Raw genomic sequence first — 18,735 nt, forward strand, 5'->3', positions numbered from 1 at the left:
CGGTCTGCGCGCGCCGACGGCGCGCGCGTTTTCATCGCTCACTTCGCCTCGCCATGCGCCGACTTCCGCCCCTGCACGCGTTGCAGATCTTCTCGACGGTCGCCCGCCACCGCAGTTTCACGCGCGCGGCCGAGCAGCTGTGCATCACGCAGGGCGCGGTGAGCCGGCAGATCCAGACGCTCGAGGCGCATTACGGTTTCCCGCTGTTCAAGCGGCATGCGAAGGGGCTCACGCTGACGGCAGAGGGCGAGCAGCTGCTGCCGGTCGTCAACGAGAGCTTCGCGCGGATCGAGGACATCTCGATGCGGCTCACGCGCCAGCGTACCGACCTCGCGCTGAAGGTGCCGACTTGCGTGATGCGCTGGATGCTGCCGCGGATCATGCGCTTCCAGGGCGAGCATCCCGATCTGCACGTGCAGATCACGACCGCATGGCAGCACGTCGTCGACTTCGCGACCGAACCGTTCGATGCGGCGATCGTCTACGGCACCTCGCCGGGCGCGGGCGTCGTCGCGCTGCCGCTGTTCGACGAGCGGCTGACGCCCGTGTGCGCGCCCGAGCTGCGGCAGGCGTCGCCGCTCGATGAAGTCGGCGATCTCGCGCGCCATACGCTGCTGCATCCGACGCGCGACCATCGCGACTGGCGCGCGTGGCTCGATCACGCGGGCGCGCGCGCGATCGACCCCGAGCGCGGGCCGAGCTTCGACACGCTCGATCTCGCGACGAACGCGGCGATGCAGGGCTTCGGCGTCGCGATCGGCGACGTGACGCTCGTCGAGGACGACGTCAGCGCGCGACGGCTCGAACGCCCGTTCGACGTCGTGCTCGAAACCGGCGCGCGCTATTTCTTCGTGTATCCCGAGAACCTCGGCAGCCAGCAGAAGATCCGCGCGTTCAGCGACTGGATCGCGCGCCATCGCGACTGACGCGCAACGGCGTCGAAGGCGTGTCGAACCCGCTGCGCGCCGCGCCGGCGGCCGGTGTTACTGATACGTCACGATCGCGATCATTGGCGCTTGAGCGTTGCCCGCACGTTTCGGTAAAACGATTGCGCGGGAAGCTTGCGTAAAGGTCGTTGTCTTGACTGCCTGCAGGCTCGCGGCGTCGACGAATGCGATCTGTCCGGACGTGGGGCGCGGGCAGTCGGGGCGCACGCTTGCGGGCACCCCGACCGCCGCATCGAGCGCGAACGAGCACGGCGGCTCGACGATCATGCCGGTGAACTGGATGATGCCGGACGCGCCGGCGGCAAAGGGCGAGGACGTGGCCAGAAGCGAGGCAGCCAGAACGAACGAGGCGGCGATTGCGCGATGCTTCATGACAGGCTCCAGAGAGGACGCGTGTCGCAGCGGGGCCGCTCGAGTGGCAGTCCGTCAACGCTGCGGTGCTAGGTGCGTAAACGGCAAATGCATTGGATCTCTTGAATGGAAAATGAAAAATAAAACGAATAATCAAACGATATCGATATCGTTCGATTCAATATATGCCGCGTCTGCGCTATCGCAAGTTGGGGGTAATACCGGTGCGACAGGATCGTGAAAGGCGCGCGCGATGCGCGGCATCGTCCGGAATGCAAAACGGCCGCTCAGTGACGAGCGGCCGTTTTGACGGGTGATGCGGAAAGCGCAGGTTCAGGCGGCGCGCTTGCGAATCGCGCCGACGATGACCAGCAGCACGATCGCGCCGATGATCGACGCGATCCAGCCTGCGCCCTGGCCCGGCGCGTACCAGCCCGCGGCGCGGCCGACGTAGCCCGCGATCAGCGAGCCGACGATGCCGACGACGGACGTCAACACCAGCCCCATCTTGTCGTCGCCCGGCTTCAGCGCGCGAGCGAGCAGGCCGACGATCAGCCCGACCACCAGGGTTTCGATGAAATGCAGCATGAGCCCTCCTGTTCGTTGATGGATGAATGTTGCATGGACCGGCGTGCCGCGCAAGGGTTCCGCGCAGCCCGCCGCGCGTGAAGTTTCGCATGCCGACACGTCGCCGCGATGTCAGGCCGCCGCGATGTCAGGCGGCGGGCGCGTCGAGCGCCGGGTCGAGCCGGCGGTAGCCTTCGGTCGCGCGCAGCAGCGAGCGCGTGTAGTCGCGCGCGACCTGGCCGGCCCGCACGTCCTCGACGCCGAGCAGCTCGACGATCTCGCCGTGCTGCATCACCGCGACGCGCTGGCACAGGAAACCGACCACCGCGAGGTTGTGGCTGACGAGGATCATCGTCAGCGCGCGCTCGCGATGCAGGCGGCGCAGCAGGTTCAGGATCTCGGCCTGCACCGACACGTCGAGCGCGGACGTCGGCTCGTCGAGCAGCAGCACGCGCGGCTCGACGATCAGCGCGCGCGCGATCGCGACGCGCTGCCGTTGGCCGCCCGACAGCTGGTGCGGATAGCGGAAGCGGAACGCGGGCCCGAGCCCGACTTCGGCGAGCGCGCGGGCGATGCGCGCGTCGGCGTCGGCCATGCCGTGGATCGCCAGCGGCTCGCGCAACGTCTGGTCGATCGTGAAGCGCGGATGCAGCGACGCGTACGGATCCTGGAACACCATCTGCACCTGGCGGCGGAACGCGCGGTCGAGCTTCCCGCCGATCGGCCGGCCGTCGATCGACAGGCTGCCCGACGCGAGCGGCACGAGCCCGGTGAGCGCGCGCAGCAGCGTCGACTTGCCGGAACCCGATTCGCCGACGAGGCCGAACACCTCGCCGTCGCGCACCGCGAAGCTCGCGTCGCGCACCGCGTCGACGTGGCCGGTGCGGGTCGGAAAACGGATCGAAACGTGGTCGACGTCGATCATCGGGCGGCCTCCTGTTGCGGTGCGATGCCGAGCCAGGCCGGGTCGCGTTGCAGCACCGGCAGCTCGTCGGGCGGGTTGCGCAGCGGCGGGTTGGCCGCGAGCAAGCCGCGCGTATAAGGGTGCGTCGCGTGCCGCAGGTCGCGCGCCGCGCAGGTCTCGACGACGCGCCCCGCGTACATCACCGCGACGCGGTCGCAGAACGACATCACGAGCGGCAGGTCGTGGCTGATGAACATCAGGCCGGTGCCGTGCCGCGCGATCATCGCGTCGAGCACCGCGAGCACCTGCATCGACACCGCGACGTCGAGCGCCGAGGTCGGCTCGTCGGCGATCAAGAGGCGCGGGCCGGTCGACACCATCATCGCGATCATCACGCGTTGGCCCATGCCGCCCGACAGCTCGTGCGGATACGCGTCGGCGACGCGCGCCGGGTCGCGGATCTGCACGGCCGCGAGCGCGTCGACGATGCGCGCGCGCAGCGCGCGGCCGCGCAGCCCAGGCTCGCGCAGCCGGAACGCCTCGCCCATCTGCTTGGCGATCGTCATCACCGGGTTCAGCGAATACTTCGGATCCTGCAGGATCATCCCGATCTGGCTGCCGCACAGCCGCCGGCGCTCGCGCGGCGACATCGCGAGCAGGTCGTGGCCCGCGAAGCGCAGCGTGCGCGCGGACCACTGCGCGGCGTCGGGCAGCAGGCCGAGCAGCGCGCGGCCCGTGAGCGACTTGCCGGAACCCGACTCGCCGACGATGCCGAGCCGTTCGCCCGGCGCGAGCGTGAGCGACAGGTCGCGCACGGCGTCCGACACCGTGCCGTCGTGGCCGCGAAAGCCGATCTTCAGCCCGTCGATCTCGCACAGCGGCGCGTTCGTGTGGTTGGTGTGGGGGGCGGTCATGTCACGCTCCATGGCGCGGATCGAAGACGTCGCGCAGCCCGTCGCCGAGCAGGTTGAATGCGAGGCTGACGAGCAGGATCGCCGCGCCGGGCAGCGTCGCCACCCACCACGCGTCGAGCAGCACGTTGCGGCCCGACGCGACCATGAAGCCCCATTCCGGGCTCGGCGGCTGTGCGCCGAGGCCGAGGAAGCCGAGGCCTGCGACGGTCAGGATGATGCCGGCCATGTCGAGCGTCGCGCGCACGATCACCGACGACATGCAGAGCGGCACGATGTAGCGCAGCAGGATGCGCGGGTCCGACGCGCCCTGCAGCCGCGCGGCGTGGATGTAGTCGGCCTGCGCGATGCGGATCGTCTCGGCGCGCGCGAGGCGCGCATACGCGGGCCACGCGGTGATCGAGATCGCGACGACCGCGTTGATCACGCCGGGCCCGAGCGCGGCCGCGAACGCGAGCGCGAGCACGATCTTCGGGAACGCGAGCGCGACGTCGGTGATGCGCATCAGCACGCTGTCGACGAAGCCGCCGACGTAGCCGGCGGTCGTGCCGATCGCGAGCCCGACCGGCACGACGAGCACCACGACGAGCATGGCGATGCCGAGCGTCAGGCGCGCGCCGCCGATCAGGCGCGAGAGGATGTCGCGGCCGAGCTGGTCGGTGCCGAGCCAGTGCGACGGCGAGCCGGGCGGCAGCAGGCGGTCGGCGAGCACCTGCCGCAGCGGGTCGTGCGGCGTGATCAGCGGGCCGGCGAGCGCGACCGCGACCAGCGCGACGAGGATCGCGAGCCCGAGCAGGTTGAGCGGATTCGCGGCGAACCGGCGCCAGCGGCGGTACGCGAGGCCGAGCGCGGCCTGCGAGCGCGACGCGGGCGCGTCGGACAGGAGCCACGCGCGCAGGGTGGGGCGTGCTGCATTCGTGGTCATGATCGGGCGGCCTTCGGCATGAAGCGGGCGGGAAGAAGCGATGCAGCGGACATGTCGGCGCGGCCCTCAGCGTGCGCGCGGATCGAACACGCGATACAGCGCGTCGGTCAGCAGGTTGACGGTGATGAACATCGCGCCGATCACGAGCGTCGCGCCGAGCACCGCGCTCATGTCGGCGTTCAGCAGCGCGCCCGTCAGGTACGAGCCGAGCCCCGGCCACGCGAACACGATCTCGGTCAGCACCGAGCCTTCGAGCAGGTTGCTGTAGGTGAGCGCGATCACGGTCAGGAGCGGCACCGCGATGTTGCCGAACGCGTGCCGCCAGATCACGCGGCGCTCGGACAAGCCTTTCGCGCGCGCGGTGACGATGTATTCCTGGCTCAGCTGGTCGAGCATGAACGAGCGCGTCATCCGGCTCAGGTACGCGACCGAGTAGTAGCCGAGGATCGCGGCCGGCAGCGCGATGTGCGACAGCGCGTTGCGGAACACGTCCCATTCGCCGGCGAGCGCCGCGTCGATCAGCAGGCTGCCGGTGCGCGTGTCGACCATCCCGTCGAACACCGGGTCGAGCCGGCCGGGCCCCGCGACCCAGTGCAGCCGCGCGTAGAACAGCAGCAGGCCCATCAGGCCGAGCCAGAACACGGGCACCGAGCTGCCGATCAGGCCGACGAAGCGCGCGACGTGATCGATCGGCCGGTTGTGCTTCACCGCGGCCACGACGCCGAGCGGCACGCCGATCGCGATGCCGATCAGGGTCGCGAGCGTCGCCAGCTCGAGCGTCGCCGGAAACACGCGCTTGATGTCGTCGAGCACCGGGTTCGACGTCAGCAGCGACATCCCGAGATTGCCGTGCAGCACGTCGCGCGCGTAGATCAGGAATTGCGTCGCGAGCGGCTTGTCGAGGCCGAGCGCGATGCGTTCGGCTGCATACGCTTCGGCCGACGCGCGATCGCCGAGGATCGCGAGCACCGGGTCGATCGGCACCTTGCGGCCGATCACGAAGGTCAGTGCGAGCAGCCCGGCGAACGTGACGGCGAGCGTGAGCGCCCAGCGCAGCACGCGCAGCGCCCGGCGTATGGCCGGGCGCCGCGCGGGCAGCGTGCGCAGCGCTTCGAGGGAGGGGGCGGGAGTCGACATGGGGTGAATCTTATTGCTTCTTCAGGTTGCGGTACGACACGAGATCATTGATCGGCCCGACGTCCAGGCCGCCCACGCCCGGCCGCGTCGCGACCTGCGCGACCTTCTCGAACATGATCACGAACGGCGAGCGCGCGGCCAGCGACTTCTGCATCGTCTGGTAGCGCTGCGCGCGCGTCGCGGCGGACGGTTCGGCGAGCGCGGCGTCGGTGTCCTTCGTCAGCTGCGGAATATCCCAGCCGTTGCGCCAGGCCAGCATTTTATAGCTCGACTTGTCGGAATTGTCCGGATTCCACGCGAAACCCTGCGCGTTGCTGTGCGGGTCGATGTAGTCGGCCGACCATTCGCCGATGTAGATGTCGTGCTGGCGCGCGCGGTATTTCGCGAGCGTCTGCTTGTTGTCGCCCGGGATCAGCTGCACCTTGACGCCCGCCTGCGCGAAATTCGCCTGCACCGCCTGCGCGATTTCGGTGTACGGATAGTCGTTGCGCACGTCCATCGTCACGGCGAAGCCGTTCGGCACGCCGGCCTTCGCAAGCAGCGCCTTCGCCTTCGCGACGTCGAGCCGGTACGGCTTTGCGTCGAGCGTGCCGAGGAAGCCGTCGGGCAGGAAGGTCTGGTGCACCTTGTAGGTGGTCTTCACGACGTGGTTCTGGATGCCCGAATAGTCGACCAGCCATTTCAGCGCTTCCTGCACCTCGGGCTTCGCGAGCGTCGGGTTCTTCGTGTTCAGGCCGAGGTACAGCAGCGTCGCCTGCGGCGACGGCGCGACCTTCGCCTTGCCGGACTTCACGACCGCCGCGAGATCGTCGGGGCTCAGGTCGCGCGCCGCGTCGACGTCGCCGTTCTCGAGCAGCAGGCGCTGGCTCGCGGCTTCCGGCACGTGGCGCAGCACGATGCGCTTCATCGCGAGCGGCAGCCGGTAGCCGTCGAAGCGCTGCAGCACGAGGCTGTCGCCGGCCGCCCATTTGACGAGCCTGTACGCGCCGGAACCGGCTTCGTTGGTCTTCAGCCATGCGTTGCCGAAGTCGCTGCCCTGCTGGTGCGACAGCAGCAGCTTCTTGTCGAGCACCGACGCGGGCCACGAACCGAGCACGTTCAGCACGAAGGTCGGCGCGTACTTCTGGTCGGTCGTGACGGACACGGTCTGGTCGTCGAGCTTCTTCACGTTCGCGAGCACGTTGGCCTTCGTGAGGCCGATGCCCGTCAGCACCGCGGCCGGGCCCTTGTCGAGCAGCACCGTGCGCTGGATCGACCACGCGACGTCGTCGGCGGTCAGCGGGTTGCCCGAATGGAACCTGAGGCCCGGGCGCAGCTTGAACGTGTAGGTGAGCCCGTCGGGGCTCACGGTCCACGACTGCGCGACGTCGCCGTTGAATGTCGACGGGTCGCGCAGGTCGACGCGCACCAGGCGGTCGTAGGTGTTCGCGACGTATTCCTCCGGCACCAGCTCGTAGATCTCGCCCGGATCGAGCGTCGTGAATTCGTCCAGCAGCGTGGCCATCACGAACATGTCCTTCGGCGTCTCCGCGCGCGCGGCGAGCGGGGCGGCGGCGAGCACGGATGCGGCGAGCGCCGCGACGAGCCGGGGTGTCAGACGTTTCATGTGCGCTCCTTCGGTGGGTCATCGGGAAATGGGTCGAGCCTCACATCAGCCGCCACGGGCCGCTGTCGGCGTTGTCGATCTGCGGCAGCGCGTGCGAGCCGGGCAGTTCGTAGTGCCACCATTCGCTCGCGATGTGCGCGAAGCCGGCCGCGTGCATCACGCCGAGCAGCAGCAGGCGGTTGCGCTGCACGGTGGCCGGCAGGCCCGCGTGGAAGTGGCCGGACGCGGCCACCATCTCGTCGAAGCCGGTGCCCATGTCGAGCACGTCGCCGTTCGCGCCGGCGAGCGTCAGGTCGAGCGCGGTGCCGCGGCTGTGGTTCGAGCCGCGGCCGAGATCGGCGACGAAGTTCGGATCGGGCAGGAAGTCCCACAGCACCTGCTGCGCCTGCGGCGGGCGATACGCGTCGTAGATCCGCAGCCGCAGGCCCGCCTGCGCGGCGACCTCGGCCGCGCGGCGCAGCGCCGCTTCGGCCGGCTCGAGCAGCAGGCAATGCGCGCGGCGGTAAATCGCCTTGCCGGTCAGGTTGCGTTCGGTCGCGTAGACGAGGTCGATCTCGACGTCATGCGTGCGGGCCGTGATTTCGACGAGGCGGGGTGCATTCATCGGCGGATCGGGGCTCAGGGTTCGAATTGGTCGAACGCGCGCTGCAGCTCGCGGTTGCGCGCGACGCGCCGGTCGATCGCGGGGCCGAGGCGGTCGACGACGGCCGTGATCAGCAGGTTGAACAGGCAGGTGAGCGGCGCGAGCGAATCCCAGAACTGCCCGACGTCGGTCTTCACCTGCAGCAGGTCGGCCGGCCATTCGCGCGCCCACGGGCAGTAGAGGTCGGTGACGAGCGCGAATGGCAGGCCGCGCTCGGCGGCCGCCTGGCAATAGCGGCGCGCGACGCGCGAATATGCGCGGGTGTCGGTGACGATGCAATACGGCTGCGCGAATTCCGAGTTCAGCGAATCGACGTACGAGCCCGACTGGCCGTCCGAATAGAACACGCGCGGGCGCAGGTATTCGAGGTAGCTGCTGAATGCGTTGCCGATCCCGCGCGTCGACTGGATGCCGAGGATGAACACGGCGTCGGCTTGCGCGATGCGCTCCGCCACGCGGGCGAACACGGGGCCTTCGGCGAGCCGGTAGACGTGCCGGATCGCATCCAGCTCGCGGTCGAGCGACTGCGCGAGCGCGTCGTGACGCGCGCCGTCCGGCGTGGCGGCGGCGCGGCGGTATTCGTCGAGGCGGTCGGTGATCATCCACGGGCGATCGCCGTCGCCGCGCAGCTCGCGCTTCAGGTCGTCGAGATTGCGGTAGCCGACGCTGCGCAGGAAGCGCCCGACCGAGATTCCGCTGGTGCCGGCCTGCTGCGCGATCTGGTCGGCGGTCTCGAGGCCGAGCCGGTCGAGATTCGCGAGCATGTAGCTCGCGATGCGCTTCGCGGTGGGCGTCAGTTCGGCGAAACGGGCTTCGACGGTATGGGCGAACGCGCAGGTCATCGGCTGTTAGATCGTTGTCGTTTGGCGGCGAATTGTCATTCATCTAACGAAGCCAAAATCATTCGCGCCAGCTTATAAAAACTATGGTGTGACGAATGTCGATAGAGGGATGGCCCGAAAAATCGGCGAGACGGCATCCCGCACGTTCGCGTCACCCGAATGCATTTATTACAAACTTAAAGTTGATTATATTAAATCATTAAACCATCTTGATTATTCATTTAATTTTCTCTTGGTTTTGTATTTAACTTGTGTCTCGGGATATCGATTTAATCGACAAATTGAAAGTCGATCGATTATCTCGTGCCGAGAATTCGATTAATTGCGAATTGAAGAGGAAATCATGACGAATCTTTCCCGACGCAGGATGCTCGCGAACACGGCCGGCGCGGTTGCCGCGGCCGGCCTTGCCGTGACGGCGAAGGCGGCCACGTTCGGCAACCCGGACCGCCCGCCGGAAGGCGCGATCAACGCGCGCAACCGCCAGAGCCTGACCGATCCGGGGCCGAAGAATCCGGCTCTCGCCAATCAGTTTCCATCGTTTCAGGATCCGCCCGCAACCGATATCAACGGCATGCCGTTATTCTGGGCGTCTTTCAATAATGCGCATAAACGCATTCAGGATGGCGGATGGGCGCGGGAAGTCACGCAGGACGATTTCGCGATTTCCGAAACCATTTCGGGCGTCAACATGCGCCTCACGCGCGGCGGCATTCGCGAGATGCACTGGCACCAGCAGGCCGAATGGGCGTTCATGCTCGATGGCCGCTGCCGGATCACCGTGCTCGACGAGCAGGGCCGGCCGTCGGTTCAGGACGTGAAGACGGGCGACCTGTGGTATTTCCCGCCCGGCCTTCCGCATTCGCTGCAGGGGCTCGGCACCGACGGCGCGGAATTCCTGCTCGCGTTCGATAACGGCCGCGCGTCCGAATTCAACACGCTGCTGCTGACCGACTGGATCGCCCACACGCCGCCCGACGTGCTCGCGCTGAACTTCGGCGTGCCGGCCGATGCGTTTTCCAGGATCCCGCTCGACAACCTGTGGATCTTTCAGGGCAACGACCCGGGGCCGCTCGCGCAGGCGCAGCGCGCGGCCGCGTCGTCGCGCGGCGCGCCGCCGCAGCCGTTCGTGTTCTCGCTCGGCGACATGAAACCCGTCGTCAGGACGCGCGGCGGCGAGGTGCGGATCGCGGACAGCAGCAACTTCAACGTGTCGAAGACGGTGTCCGCCGCGCTCGTCACCGTGCATCCGGGCGGCATGCGCGAGCTGCACTGGCATCCGAACGCGGACGAATGGCAGTACTACATCCAGGGCGACGCGCGCATGACCGTGTTCGACACGGGGCCGAAGGCGCAGACAGCCGACTTCCGCGCGGGCGACGTCGGCTACGTGAAGAAGAGCCTCGGGCATTACGTGCAGAACACGGGCAACACCGATCTCGTGTTCCTCGAGATCTTCAAGTCGGAGCGCTACGCGGAAGTGTCGCTGTCCGACTGGCTCGCGCATACGCCGCCGCGGCTCGTCGAGGCGCACCTGAACCTCGCGCCCGACGTGATCGCGCAGATTCCGCGCAACCGCCCGGACGTCGTGCCGGCGTGACCTGCGCGCGGCCGGCAGGCGGCGCGCCGGCCGCGACGCTTCCTCACTCGCAGCCTCCTTCATTCGAACGGAACGAGACCATGCTTCCCATGTCGAGCAAACCAGCCGGCGGCGTCGCGCTGCCGGGCCCGTCCTCCGAACTCTCTGAACGCACCGGGCGTGCGGCGCGCGCCGCGCTGGAAGGGCGCCGCACCGGCGCGGCGGCGCTGCTGCCGTTCGTCGGCCCCGCCGTGATCGCGTCGATCGGCTACATGGATCCCGGCAATTTCGCGACCAACATCCAGGCGGGCGCCGCGTACGGCTACCGGTTGCTGTGGGTCGTGCTCGCCGCGAACGCGATCGCGATGCTGTTCCAGGCAATGTCGGCGAAGCTCGGCATCGTGACCGGCCGCAACCTCGCCGAGCTGTGCCGCGCGCATTTCCCGGCGCGGCTCGTCTGGGCGATGTGGATCGCGTCGGAGGTCGCGGCGATGGCGACCGATCTCGCGGAATTCCTCGGCGGCGCGCTCGCGTTCGAGCTGCTGTGCCACCTGTCGCTGCTCGCGGGGATGGTCGCGACGGCGCTTGCGACCTGCGCGATCCTCGGGCTCGAGACGCGCGGCTTCCGGCCGCTCGAGGCCGCGATCGCGGCGCTCGTCGGCGTGATCGGTATCTGCTACGTCGGCGAGCTGCTGATCGCGCCGCAGGACTGGCAGGCGGCGGCGCTGCATCTCGTCGTGCCGCAGCTGCCGGATCACGCCGCGCTGACGATTGCGGTCGGCATCATCGGCGCGACGATCATGCCGCACACGCTGTACCTGCATTCCGGGCTGACACAGGCCCGCACCACGCCGCGCAACGACGCCGAACGCCGCCGGCTCGTGCGTTTCTCGAACCGCGAGGTGGTGGCCGCGCTCGGCGTGGCCGGCGCCGTGAATCTCGCGATGGTGATGATGGCGTCGTCGGCGTTCCATCGAGCAGCGCCGGGCACGACCGACATCGGCGACGCGTATCACACGCTGGTGCCGGTGCTCGGGCCGGCGGCCGGCGCGCTGTTCCTGGTCGCGCTGCTGACGTCGGGCGTGTCGAGCTCGGTGGTCGGCACGATGGCGGGGCAGGTCGTGATGCAGGGCTTCATCCGGCGCCGGCTGCCGGTGTGGGTGCGCCGTGCGGTGACGATCGCGCCGGCGTTCGCGGTGGTCGCGCTGGGCTGCGACGTCACGCGTGCGATGGTGCTGAGCCAGGTCGTGCTGAGCTTCGTGCTGCCGATGCCGATGATCGCGCTGCTGGTGCTGTCGGCGCGCGCGGACGTGATGGGCGCGCATGCGATGCGCATGCCGCTGCGGATCGCGGCCGGCGCGGCGACGGCCGTGATCGTCGGGTTGAACGGGTATCTGGTGTGGGCAGCGTTCAATTGAAATCGAATGCGGCGCCTCGCGGCGGCGCGGCGCCGCCGCGTCATGCCCGCGCGCCGGCGTAGCGGGGCAGCGCGGGCGACGTCGCCTACTTCTTCAGCGTCCGATACGACACGAGATCGTTGATCGGCCCGATTTCCGGCCCGGTGACGCCCGGCCGCGTCGCGACCTGCACGACCTTCTCGAACATGACGATGAACGGCGAGCGCGCGAGCACCGCCTTCTGCAGCGCGTCATAGCGCTGCGCGCGTTTCGCGGGCGACGGCTCGACGAGCGCGGCCTCGGTGTCCTTCGTCAACTGCGGGATATCCCAGCTGTTGCGCCACGCGAGCATCTTGCTGGCCGACTGGTCGGAATTGTCCGGGTTCCATGCGAAGCCGCGCGCGTTGCTGTTCGGGTCCATGTAGTCGGGCGACCATTCGCCGATGAAGATGTCGTGCTGGCGCGCGCGATACTTGCCGATCGCCTGCTTCGCGTCGCCCGGGATCAGCTTCACCTGGATGCCCGCCTGCGCGAAGTTCGCCTGCAGCGCCTGCGCGATCTCCAGGAACGGGTAGTCGTTCGGCATGTCCATCGACACCGAGAAGCCGTTCGGCACACCGGCCTTCGCGAGCAGCGCCTTCGCCTTCGCGACGTCCTGCTTGTACGGGCGTGCGTTCAACGTGCCGAGGAAGCCTTCCGGCAGGAACGTCTGGTGCACCTTGTAGGTCGTGCTGACGATGTTGCGCTGGATGCCGTCGTAGTCGACGAGCCACTTCATCGCTTCCTGCACCTCGGGCTTCGCGAGGTTCGGGTTCTTCGTGTTCAGGCTCAGGTACAGCAGCGCGGACACCGGCCATGCGGCGACCTTGATCTTGCCCGCCTTGGTGAGCGCGGCGAGGCTGTCGGGGCTCAGGTTGCGCGCCGCGTCGGCGTCGCCGTTCTCGAGCAGCAGGCGCTGCGCGGATGCCTCGGGCACATGGCGCAGCACGACGCGCTGCATCGGATACGGCGTGCGGTACCCGTCGAAGCGCTGCAGCACGATGCTCTCGTTCGGCGTCCACTTGACGAGCTTGTACGGGCCCGAGCCGGCGTCGTTGGTGCGCAGCCAGCCGCTGCCGAGATCGTTGCCCTGCTGGTGCGACAGCAGCAGTTTCTTGTCGAACACCGACGCCGGGCACGCGCTCAGCACGTTGAGCACGAAGCTCGGCGCGTACTTGCGGTCGGTTTCGAGCACGACGGTTTGCGGATCGACCGCGCGCACCTTCTGCGCGACGTTCGCCTTCGTGAGGCCGAGATCGGCGAGCACGCTGGCCGGCCCCTTGTCGAGCAGCACGGTGCGCTGCAGCGACCACGCGACGTCGTCGGCGGTCAGCGGGTTGCCGGAATGGAACGTGAGCCCGGGGCGCAGCTTGAACGTGTAGGTGACGCCGTCCGCGCCGACGCTCCACGATTGCGCGATCTGCCCGTTGAACTGCGTCGGATCCTTCAGGTCGACGCGCACCAGCCGTTCGTAGGTGTTCGCGACGTACTCGGACGGCACGAGCTCGTAGATGCCGCTCGGGTCGAGGGTCGTGAATTCGGCGAGCTGGGTGGCGATGACGAAGATGCCGGGCGGCGTCGCGGCCTGGGCCGGCAGCGCCGGCGTGAGCGCGACGAGCGCGGCACTGACGAACAGCTTGGACAGCAGATGCTTCATGCGGGCTCCATCGGGAAGAGATCGTGGTGCGATTCTCTCATCGACGGGCGCCCGGCTGAAAATATTCGCTGCACGCGCAGGATGCGTGTGCAGCAGGCAGGCGGGCGGCGCTGCGCCTGCCGCGTCAGATCGCGCAGCGCGCGATCGCGAAGCGCATCGCTTCCTCGGCCGGCTCGTTCGCGGAGCCGCGCACGACCTTGATGACCGAGCCGGCGCCGGCCGGCGTGAGCGTGACGAAGTAGGAGCCCGAGCCGACGTCGACGTCGGTCGCGCCGTTGTGATGCGAGCGGCGCGCATCCGACAGGCGGCTCTCGAGGCAGTTGCCGATCGCGTCGGCCGGGCGCTGCGACGAAACGTAGATCATCGCGTTCGTGCCGCCGGAGGCGGCCGTGTCGGACGTCGGCGCGGAACCGCAGGCGGCGAGCACGGCGGCGGCGGGGAGGAGCAGCAGGAATCGTTTCATGATGGGTCGTCGAGTGTCTCGTGTCGAGGCTGGAACGCGGGGCAGGCGAAACGCGAAGCTTCGCAACGAAACCGCGCCGCGTCGCGCGTTTTTGCGCAGCGGATGCGGGGAGCGGATGACGGCGGAGTATACCCGCAGGGGATGACGCGCATCGCGCGCTGAAACGATTCGATACAACCAGCAACAAGCGCCCGCTGCCGGGGTACGGCAGCGGGCGTTCGAAGTTCACCGCGCCGGAGCGCTTATTGGCCGATCTTGTGGCTGACCGCGTTCTCCTGCTGGTTCAGCACGCGCTGTTCGGGCTTGGTGAGATGTCCGCCGTTCTGCGCCGCCATGTCCCGCTCTTCCTGGCGGATCCTGCGGTCGTCGCGATGCAGTCGCGCCGCTTGCGCGTGCGACATCTCGCCTTCCTTCACTTCGTTGTGGATGCGGCGGTTCTGGTTTGCGAGGCGCTGGTTCACCTCTTCGCGGCGCGGGTGGGCCTTCTGCCACGGCGTGTCGGCGAAGGCGGTGCCGGTCAGCACCGACATCAGCGTGGCGGCGATCGCGAAATTCCGGGTGAGGGCTCGCATGGTGGGTTCTCCTGTCGTTGCGCGGAGGAATTTCCGGCGCTTGCCCCAAGAACGGGTGGCGCACGACAGGTGTTGACGGCCGATCTGTATCGTTTGTGAGCGATTATTACGCGCGCCGCGGGTCAGGTGCGGGTCAGGGCACGGTGCGCCACGACTCGAAGGTTTCCGTCAGGAAATCGACGAACGCGCGCACCTTGCTGTCGAGCGTCGCGCGTCGCGGAAAGAGCGCGTTGAGTTCGACGTCGTCGGTCCGGTGCCAGTCGGGGAGCACGATTTCCAGCTCGCCGCTCTCGAGCCGCCTGGCCGCGAAATGCATCGAGACCAGCGCGATGCCGCCGCCGCTCACGGCCTGGCGCAGCACCGTGACCGATTCGTTCGAGATCAGGATCGGCCGCACCGGCACGTCGGCGACCTCGCCGCTGGTGCTGGCGAGTCGCAGCGTCAGGCCCGGCGCATCGCGGCCCACGTACAGGATGTCGTGCTGCGCGAGATCCTGCGGCGTGTTCGGCCGTCCGGCGCGTTCCAGATACTGCGGGCTCGCGGCGAGCTTTGCGTGCGACCAGCCGAGCGGCCGCGCGACGTAGCCGGAATCGCTCAGCGGCCCCGTGCGCAGTGCGACGTCGAAGCCGTGCTCGACGAGGTCGAGCGGGCTGTTGTCGTAGGTCAGCACGATCTGGATCTTCGGGTAGCGGCGGCGGAACTCGGTGAGCGCCGGCTCCAGCTTGAACAGGCCGATCGCGTACGGCGCGAGCACGCGCAGCGTGCCTTCCGGCTCGGTGCGCAATGCGCGCGCACGGCGGTCCGCCGCCAGCAGGATCTCCTCGGCGCGCAGGCAGTGCTCGTAGTAGTCGCGGCCGGCCTCGGTCACCGACACGCGGCGCGTGGTGCGGTACAGCAGCTGCACGCCGAGATCGGCTTCGAGCTGCTTCACCTTGCGGCTCGTCCGGCTGAGCGGCATGCCGAGCTGCGTGGAGGCCGCGGTGAAGCTGCCGCGCTCCACCACGCGCAGGAAGATCTGGATGCTTTCAAGGTCCATACAGGCGGCTCGTGTGATCGGGTGTGGTCGAATCGCGCCCATCTTAGCGTTCCTTGCAATTTCGTTTCATGTCGCGCGCGCCTGCGCCGATTATCCCGCCGCGCGGAATAACCTATCCCAGCCGGCCTCCGTAGTGGCGGCGCCCGCGCGCACGTATGCTCGCCGCATGAAATCCGCTTTCACCAAGACCGCGCCGCTCGCGGCGCTGCTGGCCGGCCTGCGCACATCGCTGCCGGCGCTGTCGCCCGCCGCCATCGGCTTCGCGCTGCGCACCACGGCCGCGTCGCTGATCGCGCTGTACATCGCATTCCGGATGAACCTCGACGACCCGAAGTGGGCGGCGGCGACCGTGTGGATCGTCGCGCAGGGCAATCGCGGGATGGGGCTGTCGAAGAGCCAGTACCGGATTCTCGGCACCGCCGTGGGCGCGGCGGTCGCGCTCGCGCTCACCGGCGCGTTCGCGCAGGCCCCCGAACTGTTCCTGCTCGCGCTTGCCGCGTGGATCGGGCTGTGCGCGGGCGTCGCGACGTTCCTGCGGAATTTCCGCGCGTACGCGGCGGTGCTGGCCGGCTATACGGCCGCGATCATCGCGATGGATGCGGTGTCCGCGCCGCTGCATGCGTTCGACATCGCGACCGCGCGGTTCATGTACGTCGTGGTCGGGATACTCTGCGCGGCGACGATGGAGACGATCTTCTCGCCGGGCGCGCCACTGCGGGACGTTCGCGTGCGGCTGGCGCGCTATCTCGAACGGGCGGTTGCCGTCGGCGCCGGCGCGCTGCGCCGCGAGTCGAACGGCGCGGCGATGCACCGGCTGTTCGCCGATGCGCTCGAACTCGATACCGCGGCCGAGTATGCGGCGGCGGGCGCGCCGCCGGTGCGGCGCGCGATCGGGCATCTGCGCGGGGCAGCGCTCGCGGTGCTGACCGCGCATGCGGCCGCGCAGGCCGTGCGCGAGCACGCGCGGTGCAGCGGCGACACGCCGGAGCCGCTGCTCGCCGAGGCCGCGCGGGTGCTCGACGGCATGGCCGCGTCGGGCGAGGCCGGGCCCGGTATGGCGTCGCTGCGGGCGCGCGTCGACGACGCGCTGCGCACGGAAGCCGCGGCGCCCGCCGGCGCGCGCACGTCGCGGCTGCTCACGCTCGACCGCCTCGCGGCACTCCTTGCCGGGTTCGACGGCGCGTTCGCGCGCAAGGCGCTGATCGACCTGCCGAATCCGCCGCCGCTCCGGGTGCGCTACGCGTATCACCGCGACGCGGTGCTCGCGTGGCACAACGGCGTGCGCGCGTTCGTCGCGGTGCTGGCCGCGGCGGCGTTCTGGATCTTCAGCGCGTGGCCGTCGGGCGCCGGGTTCGTCACCATCGTGGGCGTGGTCAGCGCGCTGTTCTCGACCCGCCCGAATTCGATCGGCGCCGCGATCGGCTTCCTGAAGGGCACGGCATGCGCGGCGCTGGCCGGCATCGTGTGCAACTTCGTCCTGTTGCCGGCGGTGTCGGATTTCGTGATGCTCGCCTATATCGTCGGCGTGTTCATGATGGGCGCGGGCATCGCGATGCGCTATCCCCGCACCGCGGCGATCGGCAGCAGCTTCGCGATCTTCTTCTGGAATTTCACGTCGCCGAGCAATACCGCGCGGATCGGCGATGCGGCGTTCCTCAACGGCGCGCTGGCCACGCTGCTCGGGATCGCGTTCGGCGCGCTGGTGTTCGCGCTCGTGTTTCCGCACGACCCCCGCGCGCGCCGGCGCCGCCTGCATCGCGCGGTGCGCCGCGACCTCGCCGGGCTTGCCCGCAACCCGCGCAAATGGTCGGCGAGCATGTGGCTGAGCCGCACCGCCGACCGCGTGGGGCACGAAATCACGTTCGCGGGCAGCGTGCCGCCGTCCCTCATCGAGCAGGACACGCGCGACCTGCTCGCGGCATGGACCATCGGCGACAGTGTGCTGGCGCTCGCCGCACTGGCTTCGGCGCAGGCCGCGGCGCGGCGGCCGGTCGCCGTCGTGCTGGCGCGGATCGCGCGGGCGGAGTTCGCGCGGCTCGAGGCGACCTGCGATGCCGTCGAGCGTGCGCTGCGGCGGCGCCTCGGCGATCTCGACGGCGACGACGGGCGTGCACTGCTGCGAGGTATCGTGCTGGTGCGCACGATTGCGGAAACCGCGAGCGCGCATCGCAAATTCCTGCGCGGCCGGACGGACTGAGCGGCGGGAGGGGAGAAGGGCGACGCGCCGGGCGTCAGGGCAGCCGGTAGTACTTGCCCGGCGTCACTTCGTCCGGCAGCGGATCGCCGTTCAGTTCGAGCAGCGTGCGCTCGATCTGGCGCGTGATCGCATCGAGCGCGAGATGGTTCGGGCCGGTGCCGAACGGTTCGGCGATCGCATGCGCGATCGCGTCGAGCGCGATCAGCGTGTAGGCGACGAACACGGTGACGAACGGCGTCGCGGCGCCGATCGAATCGACGAGGCCGAACGGCAGCAGCACGCAGTATGCGTAGATGGTCCGGTGCAGCAGCACGTCATACGAGAACGGGATCGGCGTCGACGCGATGCGTTCGCAGCCGCTGACCATCGCGACCAGTTCGTCGAGCCGCGCATCGAGCATCCACAGGCGCGTGTCTGCAAGGCGGCCGGCATCGGCGCGTGCGGCGAGCGTGGTGCGCAGCCCGTGCAGGATCGCGACCGGGCGGAACTTCAGCGGCGCGATCCGCGCGTACGCCGCATCGTCGAGCAGCGGCCGCAGGTCGGCCGCGGGATCGGTGTCGCGCAGCTGGTGCTTGAGCGCGTACACGAACGCGATCACGGTGCGCACGAACGTGCGGCGCTCGGCGTCGGTGTCGAACGCGCCGTACGCGAGCATCTGCGACACCAGCGTGCGCGCCGCGGTCAGCACGCCGCCCCACAGCACGCGCGCCTCGCGGTAGCGGTCGTAGCTCGCGTTGTTGCGGAACGCCGCGAAGATCGCCAGCGTCAAGCCGATCAGCGTGAACGGCGTCGGGTTCAGCGGCACCTTCTCGCCCATCACGCGGCCGCCGGTCCACAGCGCGACGATGCTGATCGCGAGCGTCAGCGCGAGCTGCGGCAGGATCGACTGCAGCACCGAGCCGTTCCAGACGAACAGCATCCGCAGCCAGTGCTCGCGGGGACGGACGATCATGCCGGTTCTC

General features: G+C 69.0%; 18 protein-coding genes. 4 read left to right on the forward strand and 14 right to left on the reverse strand.

Annotation, left to right across the window (positions count from 1 at the left end):
- Positions 1-53: 53 nt before the first annotated feature.
- The gene (locus ABFO07_RS20880) at positions 54-926 is read left to right on the forward strand and encodes a LysR substrate-binding domain-containing protein (RefSeq protein WP_059565630.1); all 873 of its coding nucleotides are present in this window, start codon (positions 54-56) and stop codon (positions 924-926) included.
- Between the two features lie 57 nt (positions 927-983).
- Here ABFO07_RS20880 and ABFO07_RS20885 read toward each other — a convergent pair whose 3' ends face one another.
- The 9 genes from ABFO07_RS20885 to sapR form a co-directional block, all read right to left on the reverse strand.
- Positions 984-1,319, reverse strand: coding sequence for a hypothetical protein (locus ABFO07_RS20885; RefSeq protein WP_059883832.1), 336 nt, complete (start codon positions 1,317-1,319; stop codon positions 984-986).
- Positions 1,320-1,631: 312 nt separating this feature from the next.
- On the reverse strand, positions 1,632-1,886 hold the full coding sequence (locus ABFO07_RS20890) for a GlsB/YeaQ/YmgE family stress response membrane protein (protein ID WP_059810238.1): 255 nt from the start codon (positions 1,884-1,886) through the stop codon (positions 1,632-1,634).
- A gap of 127 nt (positions 1,887-2,013) precedes the next feature.
- Positions 2,014-2,790, reverse strand: coding sequence for an ABC transporter ATP-binding protein (locus tag ABFO07_RS20895; protein ID WP_059908359.1), 777 nt, complete (start codon positions 2,788-2,790; stop codon positions 2,014-2,016).
- Positions 2,787-3,695 carry an ABC transporter ATP-binding protein gene (locus ABFO07_RS20900; RefSeq protein ID WP_175038361.1) on the reverse strand — a complete coding sequence of 303 codons (909 nt, stop codon included), beginning with the start codon at positions 3,693-3,695 and terminating at the stop codon, positions 2,787-2,789. The genes ABFO07_RS20895 and ABFO07_RS20900 overlap by 4 nt, the downstream gene beginning before the upstream one ends.
- A complete protein-coding gene (gene nikC / locus ABFO07_RS20905) occupies positions 3,685-4,605 on the reverse strand; it encodes a nickel transporter permease (RefSeq protein ID WP_347469506.1) in 921 nt (306 codons plus the stop codon). The genes ABFO07_RS20900 and nikC overlap by 11 nt, the downstream gene beginning before the upstream one ends.
- Before the next feature lie 66 nt (positions 4,606-4,671).
- Complete coding sequence (locus ABFO07_RS20910) at positions 4,672-5,742, reverse strand: ABC transporter permease (protein ID WP_059961924.1); 1,071 nt, start codon at positions 5,740-5,742, stop codon at positions 4,672-4,674.
- Between the two features lie 10 nt (positions 5,743-5,752).
- Positions 5,753-7,348, reverse strand: coding sequence for an ABC transporter substrate-binding protein (locus ABFO07_RS20915; RefSeq protein WP_322229761.1), 1,596 nt, complete (start codon positions 7,346-7,348; stop codon positions 5,753-5,755).
- Positions 7,349-7,388: 40 nt separating this feature from the next.
- Entirely contained in the window at positions 7,389-7,952 is a 564-nt protein-coding gene (gene ddpX / locus ABFO07_RS20920; RefSeq protein ID WP_059923505.1) for a D-alanyl-D-alanine dipeptidase, read from the reverse strand.
- Between the two features lie 14 nt (positions 7,953-7,966).
- Positions 7,967-8,833, reverse strand: coding sequence for a sap1 transcriptional regulator SapR (gene sapR / locus ABFO07_RS20925; protein ID WP_059883836.1), 867 nt, complete (start codon positions 8,831-8,833; stop codon positions 7,967-7,969).
- Between the two features lie 343 nt (positions 8,834-9,176).
- On the opposite strand from sapR, the gene ABFO07_RS20930 reads away from it, so the two are divergent.
- Both ABFO07_RS20930 and ABFO07_RS20935 read left to right on the forward strand, forming a co-directional pair.
- On the forward strand, positions 9,177-10,433 hold the full coding sequence (locus ABFO07_RS20930; RefSeq protein WP_060028354.1) for an oxalate decarboxylase family bicupin: 1,257 nt from the start codon (positions 9,177-9,179) through the stop codon (positions 10,431-10,433).
- Positions 10,434-10,513: 80 nt separating this feature from the next.
- A complete protein-coding gene (locus tag ABFO07_RS20935; RefSeq protein ID WP_347469507.1) occupies positions 10,514-11,830 on the forward strand; it encodes an Nramp family divalent metal transporter in 1,317 nt (438 codons plus the stop codon).
- 85 nt (positions 11,831-11,915) lie between these two features.
- Here the strand turns inward: ABFO07_RS20935 and ABFO07_RS20940 are convergent, their stop codons facing one another.
- The 4 genes from ABFO07_RS20940 to ABFO07_RS20955 all read right to left on the reverse strand — a co-directional run bounded on the left by ABFO07_RS20940 (position 11,916) and on the right by ABFO07_RS20955 (position 15,576).
- Positions 11,916-13,505 carry an ABC transporter substrate-binding protein gene (locus ABFO07_RS20940; protein ID WP_059565642.1) on the reverse strand — a complete coding sequence of 530 codons (1,590 nt, stop codon included), beginning with the start codon at positions 13,503-13,505 and terminating at the stop codon, positions 11,916-11,918.
- A gap of 124 nt (positions 13,506-13,629) precedes the next feature.
- Positions 13,630-13,968 carry a hypothetical protein gene (locus ABFO07_RS20945; protein WP_059810264.1) on the reverse strand — a complete coding sequence of 113 codons (339 nt, stop codon included), beginning with the start codon at positions 13,966-13,968 and terminating at the stop codon, positions 13,630-13,632.
- A gap of 242 nt (positions 13,969-14,210) precedes the next feature.
- Positions 14,211-14,540 (reverse strand): hypothetical protein, encoded by a 330-nt coding sequence (locus tag ABFO07_RS20950; protein WP_059565644.1) that lies wholly within the window; start codon positions 14,538-14,540, stop codon positions 14,211-14,213.
- A gap of 133 nt (positions 14,541-14,673) precedes the next feature.
- A complete protein-coding gene (locus ABFO07_RS20955; protein WP_059810268.1) occupies positions 14,674-15,576 on the reverse strand; it encodes a LysR family transcriptional regulator in 903 nt (300 codons plus the stop codon).
- 166 nt (positions 15,577-15,742) lie between these two features.
- Here ABFO07_RS20955 and ABFO07_RS20960 point away from each other — a divergent pair, with 166 nt between their 5' ends.
- On the forward strand, positions 15,743-17,773 hold the full coding sequence (locus tag ABFO07_RS20960) for an FUSC family protein (protein ID WP_060148732.1): 2,031 nt from the start codon (positions 15,743-15,745) through the stop codon (positions 17,771-17,773).
- A 34-nt stretch (positions 17,774-17,807) separates the two neighbouring features.
- Here the strand turns inward: ABFO07_RS20960 and ABFO07_RS20965 are convergent, their stop codons facing one another.
- Positions 17,808-18,725, reverse strand: a complete 918-nt coding sequence (locus ABFO07_RS20965) for a bestrophin family protein (protein ID WP_060148711.1) — start codon at positions 18,723-18,725, stop codon at positions 17,808-17,810.
- Between the last annotated feature and the right edge of the window lie 10 nt (positions 18,726-18,735).

The sequence above is a fragment of the Burkholderia stagnalis genome, assembly GCF_039848545.1.
GTDB lineage: Bacteria > Pseudomonadota > Gammaproteobacteria > Burkholderiales > Burkholderiaceae > Burkholderia > Burkholderia stagnalis.

Coding starts and splice junctions, on each gene's coding strand:
- sapR (WP_059883836.1), bottom strand. CDS start 8,833: ATGACCTGCGCGTTCGCCCATACCGTCGAAGCCCGTTTCGCCGAACTG.
- ABFO07_RS20935 (WP_347469507.1), top strand. CDS start 10,514: ATGCTTCCCATGTCGAGCAAACCAGCCGGCGGCGTCGCGCTGCCGGGC.
- ABFO07_RS20885 (WP_059883832.1), bottom strand. CDS start 1,319: ATGAAGCATCGCGCAATCGCCGCCTCGTTCGTTCTGGCTGCCTCGCTT.
- ABFO07_RS20940 (WP_059565642.1), bottom strand. CDS start 13,505: ATGAAGCATCTGCTGTCCAAGCTGTTCGTCAGTGCCGCGCTCGTCGCG.
- ddpX (WP_059923505.1), bottom strand. CDS start 7,952: ATGAATGCACCCCGCCTCGTCGAAATCACGGCCCGCACGCATGACGTC.
- ABFO07_RS20930 (WP_060028354.1), top strand. CDS start 9,177: ATGACGAATCTTTCCCGACGCAGGATGCTCGCGAACACGGCCGGCGCG.
- ABFO07_RS20960 (WP_060148732.1), top strand. CDS start 15,743: ATGAAATCCGCTTTCACCAAGACCGCGCCGCTCGCGGCGCTGCTGGCC.
- ABFO07_RS20900 (WP_175038361.1), bottom strand. CDS start 3,695: ATGGAGCGTGACATGACCGCCCCCCACACCAACCACACGAACGCGCCG.
- ABFO07_RS20950 (WP_059565644.1), bottom strand. CDS start 14,540: ATGCGAGCCCTCACCCGGAATTTCGCGATCGCCGCCACGCTGATGTCG.
- ABFO07_RS20955 (WP_059810268.1), bottom strand. CDS start 15,576: ATGGACCTTGAAAGCATCCAGATCTTCCTGCGCGTGGTGGAGCGCGGC.
- ABFO07_RS20890 (WP_059810238.1), bottom strand. CDS start 1,886: ATGCTGCATTTCATCGAAACCCTGGTGGTCGGGCTGATCGTCGGCCTG.
- nikC (WP_347469506.1), bottom strand. CDS start 4,605: ATGACCACGAATGCAGCACGCCCCACCCTGCGCGCGTGGCTCCTGTCC.
- ABFO07_RS20895 (WP_059908359.1), bottom strand. CDS start 2,790: ATGATCGACGTCGACCACGTTTCGATCCGTTTTCCGACCCGCACCGGC.
- ABFO07_RS20945 (WP_059810264.1), bottom strand. CDS start 13,968: ATGAAACGATTCCTGCTGCTCCTCCCCGCCGCCGCCGTGCTCGCCGCC.
- ABFO07_RS20910 (WP_059961924.1), bottom strand. CDS start 5,742: ATGTCGACTCCCGCCCCCTCCCTCGAAGCGCTGCGCACGCTGCCCGCG.
- ABFO07_RS20965 (WP_060148711.1), bottom strand. CDS start 18,725: ATGATCGTCCGTCCCCGCGAGCACTGGCTGCGGATGCTGTTCGTCTGG.
- ABFO07_RS20915 (WP_322229761.1), bottom strand. CDS start 7,348: ATGAAACGTCTGACACCCCGGCTCGTCGCGGCGCTCGCCGCATCCGTG.
- ABFO07_RS20880 (WP_059565630.1), top strand. CDS start 54: ATGCGCCGACTTCCGCCCCTGCACGCGTTGCAGATCTTCTCGACGGTC.